The organism is Psychrobacter sp. ANT_H59 (assembly GCF_008369225.1).
Classification (GTDB): domain Bacteria; phylum Pseudomonadota; class Gammaproteobacteria; order Pseudomonadales; family Moraxellaceae; genus Psychrobacter; species Psychrobacter cryohalolentis.
Map to the genome: position 1 here is coordinate 399,269 of NZ_VOBE01000003.1, position 16,999 is coordinate 416,267.

A 16,999-nucleotide genomic window follows, 5' to 3' on the forward strand; every position below is an offset into this window, starting at 1 on the left:
TTATCAGTCAGTGTGAGACATTAGGTCATCAGATATGGACTACCTATATAAGTTATCAAAGATAAAGAAATTGAAACCTAGGTTCAAGACTGATTTTGCACGGTTTTGCTACGGATACGTAGCTTGTTTAGCAGTTAGGTAAATATCGGTCGCTATTCACTATGTTTGGCAGGATAGCTTTCCCAGTAATCAGCGATTGCTTTTGGAAAACAGTATTCTTTTGGCATCACAGTAATGGCGATGGGTACTAATATGGATTTGGTCACACCGCCGATACTGTCACAAGTGGCATCGGTAGGTACGTCATAATAAATCACGCGCAAGGTATTCTGCGGACAGAGGTCTGAGCACTGGAATGACTTGACCACTTCGATACCGTTATGCACGCCGATGACCTTCTGCTGCGCGCCTTCGGTTGGTGCTGATTCTTTTTGCTGGGCAGCTCGAATGAGATCAGCATCTGTTAAGGTGTTTTCATTGGTAGGCAGTGAGACGCAAGCGCTTAGACTTAAAAACAAAGTACTTAAAGTAAGGGCTTTTGTAGTTAATGTTGTTTTCACAGTGAACATGGCGGTTACTCCTCAGTTATGATGTTATCAATCCAATCTTACGAGCTTCTTTTAGCCAGCTTGGGAACTCTTCTAGCATACTCTCATAAAGAGACTCTTCGCTAATGTCATCCAAATCATCTAATTCAAAAAAATCGCAATTATCAATCACGCGCCCTGTCATATCGTCTAGTTTTTTTAGAATGCCATAACCACGACCGCCTAAGCCCACGAACTGCCAAAATATCGGTAGTTTCGCCGCTTCCGTCATGACTCTCGTGATACCGCGATTGTCATTCACTCCGCCATCACTGATAAATAGCACGTATACGGGCACATCCAAGCCGTCTTTTTGATAAAACTCTGTCACGGCCTTCATGACTTCTGCTTCATTGTTGATGCGTGGGCCAAGTGCCCATTTGCGCCAGCCGCCATGAGCGTTGTCAATGAAATCCTCATAGTTGCTAAGCCCAATCTCGCCCAAATACTGCGGATCTCGGGCAAACGCCCAGCAGTCTAGCGCTTGGTCATCATCGAAGCTCACTGCCAATGGCAATAAGCGATTGACCACCTCTTGCACGCGGCCTTGTTTATACTGTCTGTTCATTGAACCTGAAGCATCTAACACCAGTGCCACTTTTGCGGTTAATTGCTGTAATTGGTGTTTTTCTAGTGAGATAGTGGCTTTTTTGGCGAGGTTAACTAGCTTTGGTGCTTTCTCTAGCATGACTTTTTCTAAAGGGACTTTTGAAGTATTTATTTTAGAAGGTTGCGGAGCTTGTGAAGATAAAGCGTCGCTTTTACCCTCTTCTACATCACCACCGAAGTGCTGCACGATGGCGGCAAGTCCGCCATTAAAGCCTTGCGCAACGTTAGATACCCGCCAAACACCACTCTTACGATAAAGCTGCAACAGCATACTGGCTTGCTGCTGGGCAAAGTCTGCGGCTTGATACGCTGCCTGTACCTTTTGCGATTGCTGCCAAATACCAATCTCTAACGATTGCATTTGATTAAGCGGCGTGTCGGCTGATAATACAAAAAACAAGCTGTCTATATTATTAGCCAGTTTGGATAAGTTGACTTCAAACTCGGCTTGGATACCTTTATTCGCTGTTGGCTGCGATTCGTAATGGGTGAGCTTGATTTGCCCGCAAGGTGAGGTTGGCTGATTATAAAACACCATGTAATCATCATTGATCAGTTTGCCCGCTGCGTCCAAGGCAAAGCAGCTGATGTCCATCTCTATCGGACTTTGGCGAGTGAACTTGAGCGTGATGGGTGCGGCATCGTCAATAGCAAGATTGCTTAGAGGCGCGCGTTGTCCGACGGTGAGATGGTTCATGGTGTTCCTTAATAAATCATAATTAATAACAATTTTTTCTTGATCGATAACGCAGTTTTAGACATTAAAAAGCCACTATAACTAAGAGCTATAGCGGCTGTGTATGTAGAACTGATATAATTTTACTAAGAATAGCCTAGCTAACAAAATTTAGCTTGCTCAGCCTTATGTTCTTTTCCCAGAGTTCTAATAAATTCTAAATCTTTTTCATAAGGAACTAACGATTTAAAACCTGCTTTTACAGCATTAGAGGTAATAAAATATAGTACTTTAATTATAACTTCAGACTTTAAGAAAGGAGTATAAGCTAGAAAAGCATCAAAAACTATATGAACCAGTCGTACTTGAAATACTTTTACCTCTGGCAAAACATTGCTTTCTACTCTACTTTTCTTATTCTCAATAACTCTTAGCTTATCTATAAATCGTCGAAAATTAAACATTGTATGTTTACTATCCTTATAGTTATGGATAGTAACATTGTTAGTATTCAGAATTTCTCTCAGCTGAATATAATCAGACCTAGATAAACCATTTCTCTCTTCGTATAGATATGTAATCATATCTCTGCGTAAATCACAAAATTCAAAAATATAACGATCGTGCTTCTGAATTCTTTTCAAGTAGACAGTTTCGAAAAGAGCAAATATTACAGCAATTACTAGCATTAGTATTAACATAATAATTTTCTCCATTCTAACATTTCACTTAGCCTTCTTTCTATTGCTTTTTTTAGTAGTACTATCGTATGAAAACTTCTCATCAAGTATCGCGAGAAATCTGTCTCTATACTCACTATTATCTGCTGCTAATCGATCAATTTGTAATTGCCTATTATCTAAATTGGACTTGTATAACTTGTGAAGATACCAGTGAGCACCAAAAAAAAATACTATAGCTACGAAATATTCTGGACCTACAGTTTCTAATAGATTAGACAGAAAATTAGTCACCGCTTCAACCTTACCAGTGCTACCTTCTGCTAACTCGGTCTTTTGGGCTACTTCATTTGCAATATCAGTTTGTTCCACTCGTACCTCTGCATAAAACAAATCTCATATAAGCCTCTTGTAGATCAAGTATATAACAGTAAGCTAATTATAATTGTAACTAATAGATTTTTCTATTACGGTAGAGTAATAGAAAATATGAATTTTCATAGCTTTCTAACGGAAAATAACCAGAGGTATTATAGAACTATAGTTCATTAATTAATAGTTGTTTTGCTAATATTACCATATTATAGCTTGTTTCGTGCAAAACACTATGACTCTAAAGTAGCCTATAACAGCGTAATACATCTAACTATATTCAATCTAGCGCGAGGGACAAGCTGAGTCATTAAAGAACAACGCCCCATGCATCGCATATTTGCCCATTATTAAAGGAATCAGATGCTGAGGCCATGCTCTTTAAGCTTTTGCTTTAGTTACAACGCCTTTAACTGCTCCATCTGCGCTGTCATCGCCGTCAACTGCCCTTCTAACTCAGCCAGTTTCGCTTTTTCAGCATCGACTACTTCGACTGGTGCTTTACTGACAAAGCCTTCATTGCCTAGCTTACGGGCGATGCCTTCGGATTGACCTTTCAACTTATCATATGACTTACCCAAACGTGCTAGCTCAGCCGTTGGATCGATCAGACCTTTCATCGGTACGAGTACACGTAGCTGACCGACCATACTTGATGACGATAGTGGCACCTCATCGCCTGCTTTGACGATCTCTAGGCTCTCGACCTTAGCAAGCGCTTTGAACTGGTTTTTGATACGTGATAGACGCGCATCTTCATCGCTAGAGACGTTTTGTAGGAGCACTGGCAGACGTACCGCGTTGCCCAGTTTCATCTCACCACGGATGTTACGGACGCTCGCGATTAGCTCCTGTAGCCACGCCATATCCGCCTCAACTTGCTCACTGATTTGTGCCTCATCCGTTTTTGGATAGTCAGCGACTACGATGCTGTCAGTGTTTTTACGACCCAATAGTGGTGCGACCGTCTGCCAGATTTGCTCGGTCAGATACGGCATGATTGGATGGCTAAAGCGTAGCGCTGTCTCTAACACGTGCAGCAGTACATAGCGGATTTGCGCTTTACGCTCGTCAGACACCGAGTCATCATTTAGACTGGCTTTGGCAAGCTCAACATACCAATCACAGTACTCATTCCAGATGAACTCATAGATATCTTGGCTGACCATATCGAGACGATACTGAGCGAAATGCTGATGGATATCGGCAACGGTAGAGTTCAGACGACTCATGATCCATTTTTCTGGCAATTCCCAAACGTCAGGGTTTGCCGCTTGGTCGATAGGCTTGGCACTGCCTTCGCTATCGACACAGTTCATGAGGACAAAACGGCTGGCGTTCCAGATTTTATTACAGAAGTTACGATAGCCCTCGACACGCTTTAGATCAAAGTTAATATCGCGACCCGTACTAGCAAGGGAGGTAAAGGTAAAGCGCAGTGCATCCGTACCAAAGGCTGGGATGCCTTCTGGGAACTCTTTACGTGTTTGCTTTTCGATTTTGGCCGCGTCTTTTGGATTCATCATATTGCTGGTGCGTTTTTCTACCAGCGCTTCTAGATCAATACCGTCGATTAGGTCAATCGGATCTAAGACGTTACCTTTCGATTTTGACATTTTTTGACCATTGCCATCACGTACCAGACCATGCACATAGACGGTCTTAAAAGGTACTTGCGGCGTGCCATCTTCGTTTTTCACAAAGTGCATGGTCATCATGATCATGCGGGCAACCCAAAAGAAGATAATGTCAAAACCTGTCACCAACACGCTGGTCGGGTGGAAGGTGTCCATCACGCGTGGATCGGCGTTAACGTCTGCCCAATCAAGCGTACTAAACGTCCATAGACCTGAGCTAAACCACGTATCGAGCACGTCATTATCTTGGCGCAATACGATATCGTCACTGAGACTGTACTTGCTACGCACTTCCGCTTCGTCACGGGCGACATAGATTTCACCCGTCGCATCGTCATACCATGCAGGGATACGATGACCCCACCACAACTGACGGCTGATGCACCAGTCTTGCAGATCAGTCATCCACGACATATACATGTTTTTGTACTGCGCAGGGACGAACTCGATGCTGCCGTCTTCTACCGCGTCAATCGCAGGCTTGGCCAATTCTTTGACTGCGACATACCACTGATCGGTCAACCATGGCTCAACGATCGTACCGCCACGCTCAGCACGCGGGGCTTTGAGTGCGTAGTCTTCGATATCTTCTAGCCAGCCCTGCTCGCCTGCTTGCTCGACAAGGAACTTACGCGCAGCAAAACGCTCAAGTCCTGCGTACTCGCTTGGCGTGGTCTCTAATTCTGGCTCACGTGTCTGCAAGTCAGGATAGACTTCCATCGATGCTAAGATATTGGCGCGCTCATCAAGGATGTTAATCAATGGCAAGCTATGACGACGACCCAATTCATAATCGTTAAAATCATGTGCTGGGGTGATTTTTACACAGCCCGTACCAAAGTCTTTTTCGACATAATCATCAGCGACGATAGGCACGACGCGACCAGTGATGGGCAGAGTAATGGTTTTACCGACCAAATGCGCATAACGCTCATCGCTAGGATTGACCGCAACAGCCGTATCACCAAGGAGCGTTTCAGGACGTGTGGTAGCTACCACAAGATAGTTTTTACCATCTTGAGTCAGCAGCTCTGTATCCGTGAAATGATAGCGGAAATGCCACAAGCTGCCTTTCTCGTCGTGGTTTTCTACTTCTAGGTCAGACAGCGCGGTTTGGAATTTAGGATCCCAGTTTACTAGACGCTTACCACGATAGATAAGGCCATCGTCAAATAGACGTACGAACACTTCTTTTACCGCGTTAGATAGACCATCATCCATGGTAAAGCGCTCACGTGACCAATCAACCGAGCTGCCCAAACGGCGAATTTGGCTAGTGATATTGCCGCCCGACTCTTCTTTCCATTCCCACACTTTATCGATGAAGTCTTCACGCGTCATATCACGGCGCTTGATACCTTGCGCTTCCAAGCGACGCTCAACGACCATTTGAGTCGCGATACCAGCATGATCCGTACCTGGCTGCCACAGTGTGTTGTCGCCATCCATACGGTGATAACGGGTGAGCGCATCCATGATTGCATTGTTAAAACCATGTCCCATGTGCAGCGAGCCAGTGACATTCGGCGGTGGTAGTGCGATAGAGAACGACTCGTCTTTGTCAAAAGTCGGCTTAAAATAGCCGCTTTCTTCCCAGCCTTTGTACATACCGGCTTCGACTTCCGCAGGATTATAGGCGCTTTCTAATTGGCTTAGCGCCGCTTGGATCGACTGGGTCAGGTTGGTTTTCGCATTGCTATCAATGCTGGTATCGGTATTAGGATTGCTCATAATAGGGTGATCTTATTGTTGATAATGAATGTGGTCAAAATGAGATAGCGCAAAACGCTATAAAAACAGGAAAAATAGTTGATAGTGTGATTTTAACGCAGATAGGCAGATTTTGTTAGATGCTAAGGTAATTTATCAGCCTTACAGCGCGTCATTACGCCCCTAACACCAGCAAATAGCAGAAAATACCAATAAACAACTCCAATCGGCTGAACTTCCCACAAAATAAATCCTAGTCGTGTTATAAAATACAGGTGATGCGAGAACTTATATAGTTATCGTATAGCATAATAAATGGCGTTTTATCCTAAAATGATAGCCTGATAAATAGCGAGCCAACTGTGTCCCAAGATACTGAGCACAACAATAACAGCCACTCTAAAGCTGACAAGATAGATGATCAGCGCTTGATTGATGAGAGCGCTAATCATCTATCTAGTACTAAAAATAAAGATATTAGCGATGCGGATACGCCAGACGATACTAATGCAAAAGAAAACTTGGAATACGAAGACTTCTCTGAGGATATTAGCAAAGAAGACCAAGAAACCATCAAAAAAGTTGCTAATGATGACAATTTAAGTCAAGCAAAAAGCTATGCCAGTATCTTAGTTGAGCAAGTGATGGATGCCAGAGAAACTTTTGAGCGCTCACTTGGCTCACTATTTACCAGTGCTTTTACCGCTGGCCTTGAGATTGGCATCAGCTTCTTTATGATTTTAGCGGCTTTTGCGCTATTGAGTGGCGTGCTACCGAGCCATTATGCGGTTGTACTCGCCTCCCTACTTTACCCGATTGGTTTTATCATCGTCGTCATCGGTCAGTCGCTATTATTTACCGAACAAACCTCACTCTTAAGCCTACCTGTGCTCAATAAAATCGAACCTCTCAATAAGCTGCTACGCCTGTGGGGCATTGTCATCGCTGGCAACGTCGTTGGTGGCTGTTTATTTGCGGCATTAATGATAGGTTTAGGTTTAAATATGCAGCTATTTAGCGTCAGCGACATTGATATTTACGCCGAGCATATCTTAGGGTTTAGATGGTGGGTAATATTTGGCAGTGCCATCTTGGCAGGTTGGATGATGGGCGTCACCGCGTGGCTTGTGACCTCAGCGCGCGATACCCTTAGCCGCATCGTCTTGGTGACGCTTATTACTGGCAGTATCGGCTTTTTGGGTTTGCATCATAGTATCGTGGGTAATATCGAAGTATTCTCAGCCTTGCTCTATGGCAATACTGTCAGCTTGGGCCGTTATTTGCTGTTTTTAGCCGTGGTGTTGGTCGGCAATACCGTCGGCGGCGTGGTGTTTGTCGCGATACTTAAAAACCGTACCTTCCTATTCGAATTAGCCAAAGTAAAGGAAGAAACAGCTAAGGATAAGTTAGAAGCACAAAACAATATCCGTGGACCTTACTAGAGATAATTAGTACGGTATTTTTAAATCGGGCGCGTAAATTCCACAACCGCTTTTAACTATAATAATTCCATTGAAAAACAGTACAAGGCTGCTGGGATAAGTTTTACGCCGCCTCTGGCGTGCAAAGCACACAGCAAGCAAGGAAAATTTACCACAGTAGCCCTTTATAACCTTTGTACTTATTTTATTTAGCACTGACTATATCGAAAGCGGTTATGCAGCTTTATAACTAAAAAATTATAATCGAGCAATTGTGAGTGCTTAATTATGATAAACCACACATTTCCGCTTACAGCATACGCGCTGCCAACACACTACTTTCTATCTCAGACTTTCTCAGCTTATTGTGCCGAGCGCTAAATATACGCACCAAAATGCCTGCCGTTAGGAACATTACCAAGGTATAAATAGCTGGCATCATCGACATATCGTAGTTAGATAATAGCGTTAATGCCATAAATATCGACAAGGTACTGTTTTGTAGACCGACTTCTAGCGTCACCGAAGTCCTTTGCGCTAAGTTAAGACCGAACCATTTGCTACTATAATAACCGAGCGCCATGGTTGAGACGTTTAATAATACCGATACAGGGCCGGTAGCGATAAAGGCATCGACAATGATATCGCGTTGTACATAACACAAAAACAGCACTAAAAACGTTAAAAATATCACCCCAAATCGAGACACATAGACTTGTGAGCGATCGGCGACTTTTGGTGCGTAGCGTTTAATCAGCATCCCAATGCTAATAGGTACAATCGTCAGTACCACTAAGGTAAGCACGGTTTTTACTACCGGCAATTCAAACTCACTACCGCTGCCCATAAAATAAATCAATGAAAAACTCAGTACAATGGGAATGGTAAATACCGTAATAACGCTGGCAATCGCTGTCATCGTCACCGACAGCGCCACATCGCCTTTAGCCAAATAGGTAAATAAGTTTGAGGTAGTGCCGCCCGGACACAGAACGAGGAGCATAACTCCGACGGCGTATTCTGGGCGTAATGGCATGATATTAGCTAGGGCAAAGCCAATAATTGGCAACAGTATCAGCTGATTGGTCAAGCCAATACCAACGGCTTTTGGGTATTTTAATACCCGTTTAAAATCATTGGTAATAAGGGTCAAACCCATACCCATCATGATTAAAAACAAGCAAATAGGAATAACAACGCTATTTACTAAGGTGACTAGAGCCAGACTTTCCATAACTACATCCCTGTAGATAAGACCTATTGCTAGGTCAATTTATAATGATTCAATGATGCCTGATTAGCAATCCTTGCTAATACGCTTGTCACTACCTGCTAATGCTTATAGATAACGGACATCACCCGTTTTAAACCATTCTTTTATAGCATATCTCATAGCATGCTATTGCTAACTATCAACAATAATTAAGAATTGATAAGGGGAGTATATAGGGCAAAAGCTAGGTTTAGCTGTTTTATTCAACAACTCGCCAGTCAAATGCAGAATATAGAGATTGAGTAGGAATAAAAGGGATTGTAATGAGATTAAATGAGAGTGTTTAACGTGAGCTTTTGGATAATTTGGATTTTAATAATTGGCGTTAAATACTTTTAGTTAAATAGCTATGACGGTATAAGAAGTTATATTTTGGAAGTATTGATTGAGATTTTGGCAGGAGTATTGCTGAAAGCGTTATTGGGCGCTTTAGTAGAATTTTCAGTACTAAGCACTGCCGTACCGTAAGCGATCGCTTCGACCATACTACCCAATTGATTGATATTACTGACTTCAAGACGCAAACCATAAATATGATTGTAGCCTTTTGCCTGTGCTTGAGTGCGCATACGTACTAGAGCTTCACGGCGGGCACGATCAAGCAAGGTCTCATAGGTGGTGAGATTTTTGCCAAAGAAACTCAGCACTTTGGCAATGACCATTTTAAAATAATCCTGCGCAATAACGACGCTACCAAGCACCAACTCACCCTCAGACTGCGACACTAGTTTTGGTACATAAAAACGCTCATTTGAGACAATAATATGACTCAACTCAGCTTCGGCAATCGTCAATCTTGCCAAATGCTGACGCTCATGACGCGCACCAAAAAACCAGCCAACTATAAATAATACCAGCAGCGGCGCATAGTTCATCAACATTTGGCTGAACGATTGATTCATGGAACGTCTCTTATCATCAAAAAGGCTACCTGTCAGTACTTGAGCGTAGTCTTATTCACCAAAAGGATTAAAGCGCGGTAAATCATCAGGTGACTTTACTGTTGAAGGCTGAGCAACTGACGCCACAGGCTCTTCATATTGAGAATGATGAGTTGATGACTGATTCGGCGGTTGATTCGTTGATTGATAGACAGGCTGTTGTGGCATCCGTACGGCTTTGACCGCTGTACCGTAAACAAATAGCTCAGAGGCACCTTGTGCAATACTAGAGGTCGAGAAACGCAGTCCAACCACTGCATCAGCGCCCAACGCCTCAGCTTTGACGATCATACGATCAATCGCCTCTTGACGCGATTCTTCTAACAGCTCCGTATAGGCAGTGAGCTCACCGCCTACGATGTTTTTTAGACCCGCAAATAAATCTTTACCAACATGCTTTGAGCGCACGGTACTGCCGTATACCACATCCAAGCGCTCAGTAATCTGATAGTTGGGCAAGTGCTCAAGATTGGAGAGTTGGACAGTCATAGTACAGCCTTATTGGTAACTTACAGAATTAGTGACTTACAGAATGATAAAAAACATATCGCCCGTTCAAGATAAAAGCGCGATACTTTAAAACGCATTAAAAAGCACATTGCTCAAATAATTTATATTGAGCAAACTCTTTAGTCGTTAGTATGGAACAACAAAAACAGCTCAGTTAAGTTGCCTTCGATGCTGTTTACCATTTGTACCATTTTATCTTGATCTTTACGCATCTCAGCAAGCTCAGGATCTTCATCATCGATACCACTCAGCACAATCATCGGCAAGGTCAAAACAGCCACATCTTCTGCAGTCTCTTCGTTTTCCATCCAATCACTGGCTTCATCACCATACATTGCATCCACAAAGCCAATCGACCAAGCAACGATATCTGAATCATCAGAAAAATCGACCGCCACTTCTTCATTACCCGCATCTTCACCAAATGGTAGCTCAATAGGCGTCTCGTTTTTTAGCTCAGCGATGATCGACTCGCGCCAGCGCTGAATACCATCAATCACGTTTGCTGGAATCTCGCTCACATTATCTTCAAACAGTGCTTCTAACCAATTAGGCAGTGGACGCCCAATAACCGTCGCAGTCAAAAAACCATGAGTAGCAACACTATCAAGTACAAATGCGCTTTCTTCGTTGTCTAAATAATCGAGTAGTTCATCGAAACTAAGTTGGTTGGTCATGGTGTCGTTGTCCTTAAAAGATGGATTGCGCCATGCGCAATAAATAAGAGTTATATAAAATAACGAGAGGTATAAAGATGACGATTATCTTGAATAAGTCAATCTACCCAAAGATTTTTTAAATCAATTATTGCTAAAGTACAGCTGTGAGAAATAGCTGGTTAAATAGGTGCCGTTTACTATTGATACTATTAAAATCAGAACCCAACCAGCTTAACACAGCACACTTAGGATAATTAGTTAACGATGGTTAGCTAATAGCCATAAGAGTGCAAATCAACACTTAAAAATTATTCGCAAAATATTTGCGTGATAACCTCATTATAGCGATGACGAATTAAAGTTCGTCATCATCCCAATCATCGCCATCTTCATCAAAATTATCGATATCGTCTAGATCATCTTTTAGCTCTTTAGCCAAACGTTTTTCTTCTAGTAGATTATCAATTAGACGACGCTTCTCAAGGCTACTTAAGCGTGTACGTACACTCGTCTCTGCTTCTTCAACCATCTTTGCATCATCATCATCAACGAAATCATCATCAAAATCGTCATCAATATCAGCATCACTCATGACCAACTCCTATCTTTTTTGGCAAAATTACTGAAAAGTTATCAATATATATATGCCTTATAAAGTCTCTATTAAGCCTTGTCAATGCTTTTTATTACTATGACGCATTTACAAGTCAACAACAAGACACTATTGGTCATTATCGCGCAGGCAATTGTAGACAATTTCTGCAAGTTAAATAGAATATCTAATCCTACTCTTCTGAGTCATCGATCATCAATACCGCATTACGCACATCGGCCAAACGCTGAATCATCGCATCATTGCCACCATCGAATATTGCACACTCACGCTCATAAACTGTCGTTGGACGCATGACGCTTTGTACTTGTACATGATGACTGATTTGTTTAAGACCACCATTTGGCAATAAAATCAGCATCTGCTCTTTTTTGCCGACGCTATCTAGCAGATGCGTCATGGCATCGACTTGGGCATTGTCACTCACACCAGCTTTGGCTGGCAGCGCAAATCGTGACAGCTCAATATGCTTATCATGAATAATTTTATTCAGCATCAAGTATAGCTTGGCTAGCATCACGCCTGCCAATGCAACTTTTGCATGGCTATTCTCTGCTTTAAGCATCACATAAGCACCACTTTCATCAAATTGTGGTTCATTGAGTGCGCTTACACCCAACAACAATGGCTGTTTCAGTAACTCAGTCACCGCTTGGTTTAGTAGCTGCGTACAGAGTGCCAAATACGGCAGACGTTGAGACGGTGCCAAGCGCTCAAGCATATTAAACTCATCATGAAAGACAATCTGGACGCTGACACTATCAAATGCTCTGGTGGCAGACAATCGAGAGACATGATTGTTAGCATGCTGGCTACTGTCTTCTGCTTTATAAGCAGTATGATCATTGACATCACTGTCTGTCATATTACTGGCAGCATACGCAGTTGTACCGTTAGTATTATCAACGAGCGTCGAATCTTGATTCTGCTGGGTTCTGACATACTGATTGACAGCACTATGAATATCTAATTTACGCGTATTAGGTTGCTGGTTATACGCTGTACTGGCAGCTGCTTGAGCAGCATTGACTAAACGATCACTTTGGCTAGTACCTGTCTCACTACTATCACCATCAGCAGCAGACATTGATTGACGACGTTCTCGCTCACGAGCATAACCACGCTGATCGAGCTGCGTATACTGCTCACGATGCAAGTCTTGAACATCGCGGCTGATGGCGTTGATTTGCTCTCTGGTTGGACGAGCGATATAGCTGTAAATCAGCCACAGCAATAAATGCAGCACCATCGAACCAATCACAAATGGCCATTGCATGGCGATGATTTCACCCTTGCTAATATCCTTTAGAGTCAATGCCACACTACCGATGACCGCATCGCCTTTGGTTGCAATTTGGCTAATGGTATCACCCTGCTGCATCGGCGCATTGCCGACAGGCACCAAGATATCGCCATTATTGTCTTTAATCAGGATACGGGTTACGTCTTGTTCGCTGGTATAGCGATTGGCAATAACGCTTAAGCTGACGCGGTCTTTATTTTCTAAGGACAGGCGCGCTTCGTCAATGAGCTGAGCAACCATTTGCTCGCCTTTTTGCGCACGACTGTTGCTCAGCTGTTGATCGGTACTGATGACCAATAATAGGGTTTGCAAACAAAAACTAACCAGAAGAATGATGGCAAACAACCCTTGCCGCGGCGCTAAATAGGTCATGATATGGGAAACTTTTTTGGATAAATGGAGTTAAAAAACGAGGCTATTGCTCATTCGCTCATTTTTGCAAGAGTATGCAGCTATATTTGTTCAATTCAATACCGCATTGTTTAAATAATCTTTTTTTAAGAGACTGATTATTTAACGCTGCCATCTTACAGTAGTTATGTTGTGCAATTATGTGTGGCGCAAGCATTTAAGCAGTATTTACGACTCGCTTACCCACTCATTGACATCTACTATATCACCATAGTAAGGGTTATGGCGTTAGCGAGTATCATAATTTTTTTGTAATGAGTCATTTCAATTTTACTGAGATTTTTTTGCAACAGTCGCCGTTTTATTTGCCGTTTTATTCGCCACTGATACTTTGCGTCTCATCTATAGTCGCTGCTTACTAAAGCTGTTATTATTCCTAATCTTATATCAGCATACAAGGGACAATTGAGCGATGCCAAACAATACCTCTTACTCGTTACCAAAAGACAGCAAAGCATGGCAACAGGCGGTTGATTCCGTGGCCTCGTTATTACCAGAGGGTACCAATTTACAGGATTTTGATGCACTACAATCCTTGCCTATTTTTGCTTTGATTGTGGTATTGCCGACGCATGTATCTTCACTTGATATCCACCAGTATGTACAATCATGGGTTGATGAGCAGCCAAATTGGCATCTGGTCACGGTTGCAGAAGATGCTGATGCCAATTTTGTAGATGTTGAAATTGCTGATGTAGATACGGCGCAACCTTTTGCCAAACGCTCATTTATCGATGTGCAAGTGTTCCGTTATCTATTGGTGCCAGTGACTGATACCCTGATGCATCCTGCCAAAAAAACTGCCGCCGCACATATCATTGATGACCAATTGACCACGCGTTTGCGTCGCGACTTGACTGAAGCTTATAACAACGCTCAAAACGCCGTCGTAAGCGATCATTTGGATGTCGTCGATTGTCATATCTTATCGGTCGGTCATATGCTGCGCACTCATAAGCTTGCCTGCTTTGATATGGACTCTACGTTGATTGAACAAGAAGTCATCGTTGAGCTGGCAAAAACGGCAGGTATTGGCGAGCAAGTAGAAGCCATCACTGAAGCCGCCATGCGGGGCGAGATGGATTTTGATGAATCTTTTGCGCAGCGCGTGGCGTTATTACAAGGTATTCCAACCAGCGTGCTTGATGAAATTTGCAGTCGCTTAACATTATCAACAGGTGCCTTGGCCACCATTAGCGCTCTAAAAGCTTTGGGCTATCATACGGTCCTTGTATCCGGTGGCTTTACGTACTTCGCTCGCTATATCGCCGAGCAATTGGGTATTGATGAAGTACACGCCAACTCATTGGATATCGAAGAAGGTGAAGTCACCGGTCATATACAGTTGCCTATCGTTAATGGGGCTAAAAAAGCGGCTATCGTCGCCCATACGGCTGAGCGCCTAGGTATTACGATGTCTCAAGTGGTTTGTGTCGGTGACGGCGCGAATGACTTACCGATGATGGCACTGGCCGATTTGGGCGTGGCTTTTAATGCAAAACCTATCGTACAAGCGCGCGCCGATGCCGCTGTGAATGTCACAGGGCTTGAAGGGGTGCTCTATGCGCTAGGCTATCCTGCATTTTTACGCAGCAGTGAACGCAGCAAAGTTTAGCTAATTATAAAATATATCGAACCAAAAGCTGGGCTGATACATTTTAATTGGTCCAGCTTTTATGGTTTATTCTCTGCTTTACAGTGTTTTTTGGCGCTACTATACTGCCATACGCGATTGTCATTTCATATTGCCACTTTTATCTTATCCAGTAACTTTATCTTGTCCAATAAAAAGGATTGTCCATGACGGCATCACAATCACCACGGCCAGATGCCCAGTCATCTTCCACCCAGTTAGATAACCAACCTGCGGCTGACGAAAGCAGCCCGATTTATAAAAATAGCCCCAAGGAATTACTGGGTGTCTATGTGCGAGGGTTGGCAATGGGCGCGGCTGACATTGTACCGGGCGTCTCTGGCGGTACGATTGCATTGATTGCAGGTATTTATGAGCGCTTAATTAACGCTTTGAGCAGTGTGGGTCCCAATCTTTGGCAGGTCTTTCGCCAAGAGGGTGGTATCAAAGGTTTAATCGCAGTATGGCGACAAGTCGATGCCACTTTTTTATTGTTTTTGTTGATGGGTATTGCCACCAGCCTTGCAACGCTTGCCGGTGTTATTAAGCATTTATTAGACAATCAGCCTTTAATGATTTGGTCTTTCTTTTTTGGTTTGGTCATTGCAACTGTTTTTCTGTTATTAAGTGAGATTAAGCGCTGGAATATCGGACGGGCGCTCTTGTTCCTGCTTGGAGTAGCCAGCGCCGTTATCATTAGCAGCTTGCCTCTGATGAATACGACGCCAAGTTTGCCGTATTTGTTTGTTGCCGGTGCTATCGCTATTTGCGCGATGATATTACCAGGCATCTCAGGATCTTTTATTTTATTGTTGATGGGTGCTTATGACACGGTACTCGAAGCGGTTCATACTTTAAACTTTGCTATTATCTTTACATTGGTGGCTGGTATGGCAACGGGATTATTGCTCTTTACCCGTATGCTTAAATGGTTATTGTCCCGTTATTATCAAGCTACTTTAGCGCTACTTATCGGCTTTATCGCAGGCTCGTTAGTCAAAGTCTGGCCTTGGAAAACAGATGCCCTAGGGACATTAAATAGTGAAGCCATCCATAACGTCATGCCATGGCATTACCCTACTGGCGCAGAGTGGTTAACGACCTTGAGCTTGATGCTATTAGGTGCCATTCTAGTGACTGCCTTATCGCTTTGGGGTCGCCGTAGCCCTCGCCCTTAATACCTGTATACTCTTGCTATAGTCGATTCAATTTAAAAAGAATACAGTACTGCTGGGATAAATTTTGCGAAGCCTCTGGAGTGCAAAGCGCACAGCAAGCGAGAGAAATTTATACCAGCATAATGCTATTCTTAACATAACTCTTCTATATTTAACCCACTATATTAAATCTTACCATCAAAAAAAGCGCCCAGACTAAGGCGTTTTTTTGTTCTCTAAAACTGTAAGATTTACCATTTATTTTGCTAAATACTTTTAAAAAATCAAACGTCAGCTGTTGTCGCAAAGTCGCCTTCAGAGGCTTTAGCTTTCTGCTACAAACTTCCATAATAGCCTTGTTAGAATTCACCTTATGAAGAGCGAGATGAACAATGTTATTAACAATATTTTCTACATTTGGTAGCGAGGCGTTGAGTACAAGTGCCATATTGGGCTATGGTTTATTTTTAATCGCAGTTGTTGCTATTGCTGTGTCATCACAGCGCTGGTTGCTTTGGTATTTGTTTGGCGGCATGGGATACTGGTTAGCCGTAGAAATGATTCATAGTTTAGTGACACATTGGTTCTTATGGTCAGAATGGCACAATTATGTAATTGCTATGGGTATCAGTTGGCTGCCTTTGGGCGCATGGGTCTTATATCGAGCGTTACGTTATGAGGATGTCAGTCGCAGCATGATACAAGAGCGTGAGCTGCAAGCAGCGCGCTATATAGAGCATACACCCGTCTATGACGACGACTATCAGCCACGCTTTCATTAAACCCTGCGCTATCATATTGCTGTCA

At 43.0% G+C, this 16,999-nt stretch carries 15 protein-coding genes; 4 read left to right on the forward strand and 11 right to left on the reverse strand.

Annotated elements, in window-relative coordinates:
* Positions 1-152: 152 nt before the first annotated feature.
* From FQ083_RS07345 to FQ083_RS07365, 5 genes are all read right to left on the reverse strand, one after another.
* Positions 153-569 carry a hypothetical protein gene (locus FQ083_RS07345; protein WP_149409381.1) on the reverse strand — a complete coding sequence of 139 codons (417 nt, stop codon included), beginning with the start codon at positions 567-569 and terminating at the stop codon, positions 153-155.
* 16 nt (positions 570-585) lie between these two features.
* The gene (locus FQ083_RS07350) at positions 586-1,893 is read right to left on the reverse strand and encodes a VWA domain-containing protein (RefSeq protein ID WP_149409382.1); all 1,308 of its coding nucleotides are present in this window, start codon (positions 1,891-1,893) and stop codon (positions 586-588) included.
* Between the two features lie 140 nt (positions 1,894-2,033).
* The gene (locus FQ083_RS07355; protein WP_149409383.1) at positions 2,034-2,573 is read right to left on the reverse strand and encodes a hypothetical protein; all 540 of its coding nucleotides are present in this window, start codon (positions 2,571-2,573) and stop codon (positions 2,034-2,036) included.
* A 24-nt stretch (positions 2,574-2,597) separates the two neighbouring features.
* The gene (locus tag FQ083_RS07360; RefSeq protein ID WP_149409384.1) at positions 2,598-2,924 is read right to left on the reverse strand and encodes a hypothetical protein; all 327 of its coding nucleotides are present in this window, start codon (positions 2,922-2,924) and stop codon (positions 2,598-2,600) included.
* A gap of 398 nt (positions 2,925-3,322) precedes the next feature.
* On the reverse strand, positions 3,323-6,292 hold the full coding sequence (locus FQ083_RS07365; protein ID WP_149409385.1) for a valine--tRNA ligase: 2,970 nt from the start codon (positions 6,290-6,292) through the stop codon (positions 3,323-3,325).
* A 341-nt stretch (positions 6,293-6,633) separates the two neighbouring features.
* Here FQ083_RS07365 and FQ083_RS07370 point away from each other — a divergent pair, with 341 nt between their 5' ends.
* Entirely contained in the window at positions 6,634-7,713 is a 1,080-nt protein-coding gene (locus FQ083_RS07370; protein WP_149409386.1) for a formate/nitrite transporter family protein, read from the forward strand.
* Between the two features lie 289 nt (positions 7,714-8,002).
* Here the strand turns inward: FQ083_RS07370 and FQ083_RS07375 are convergent, their stop codons facing one another.
* From FQ083_RS07375 to FQ083_RS07400, 6 genes are all read right to left on the reverse strand, one after another.
* Positions 8,003-8,926, reverse strand: a complete 924-nt coding sequence (locus FQ083_RS07375; RefSeq protein ID WP_020444287.1) for a bile acid:sodium symporter family protein — start codon at positions 8,924-8,926, stop codon at positions 8,003-8,005.
* A 404-nt stretch (positions 8,927-9,330) separates the two neighbouring features.
* Positions 9,331-9,867: a YbjQ family protein gene (locus FQ083_RS07380; RefSeq protein WP_149409387.1), complete on the reverse strand. Its 537-nt coding sequence runs from the start codon at positions 9,865-9,867 to the stop codon at positions 9,331-9,333.
* A 51-nt stretch (positions 9,868-9,918) separates the two neighbouring features.
* Entirely contained in the window at positions 9,919-10,395 is a 477-nt protein-coding gene (locus FQ083_RS07385) for a YbjQ family protein (RefSeq protein WP_149409388.1), read from the reverse strand.
* A gap of 140 nt (positions 10,396-10,535) precedes the next feature.
* Positions 10,536-11,093, reverse strand: a complete 558-nt coding sequence (locus FQ083_RS07390) for a UPF0149 family protein (RefSeq protein WP_020444290.1) — start codon at positions 11,091-11,093, stop codon at positions 10,536-10,538.
* A gap of 337 nt (positions 11,094-11,430) precedes the next feature.
* Positions 11,431-11,667, reverse strand: coding sequence for a PA3496 family putative envelope integrity protein (locus tag FQ083_RS07395; protein ID WP_011281113.1), 237 nt, complete (start codon positions 11,665-11,667; stop codon positions 11,431-11,433).
* Between the two features lie 193 nt (positions 11,668-11,860).
* The gene (locus FQ083_RS07400) at positions 11,861-13,363 is read right to left on the reverse strand and encodes a hypothetical protein (RefSeq protein ID WP_149409389.1); all 1,503 of its coding nucleotides are present in this window, start codon (positions 13,361-13,363) and stop codon (positions 11,861-11,863) included.
* Between the two features lie 451 nt (positions 13,364-13,814).
* Here FQ083_RS07400 and serB point away from each other — a divergent pair, with 451 nt between their 5' ends.
* The 3 genes from serB (at position 13,815) to aciT (ending at position 16,974) form a co-directional block, all read left to right on the forward strand.
* Positions 13,815-15,017 (forward strand): phosphoserine phosphatase SerB, encoded by a 1,203-nt coding sequence (serB, locus tag FQ083_RS07405; RefSeq protein ID WP_149409390.1) that lies wholly within the window; start codon positions 13,815-13,817, stop codon positions 15,015-15,017.
* Between the two features lie 185 nt (positions 15,018-15,202).
* Positions 15,203-16,213 (forward strand): DUF368 domain-containing protein, encoded by a 1,011-nt coding sequence (locus FQ083_RS07410; RefSeq protein WP_020444293.1) that lies wholly within the window; start codon positions 15,203-15,205, stop codon positions 16,211-16,213.
* 371 nt (positions 16,214-16,584) lie between these two features.
* Positions 16,585-16,974, forward strand: coding sequence for an AciT family ciprofloxacin tolerance protein (gene aciT, locus FQ083_RS07415; protein WP_020444294.1), 390 nt, complete (start codon positions 16,585-16,587; stop codon positions 16,972-16,974).
* Positions 16,975-16,999 lie beyond the last annotated feature (25 nt).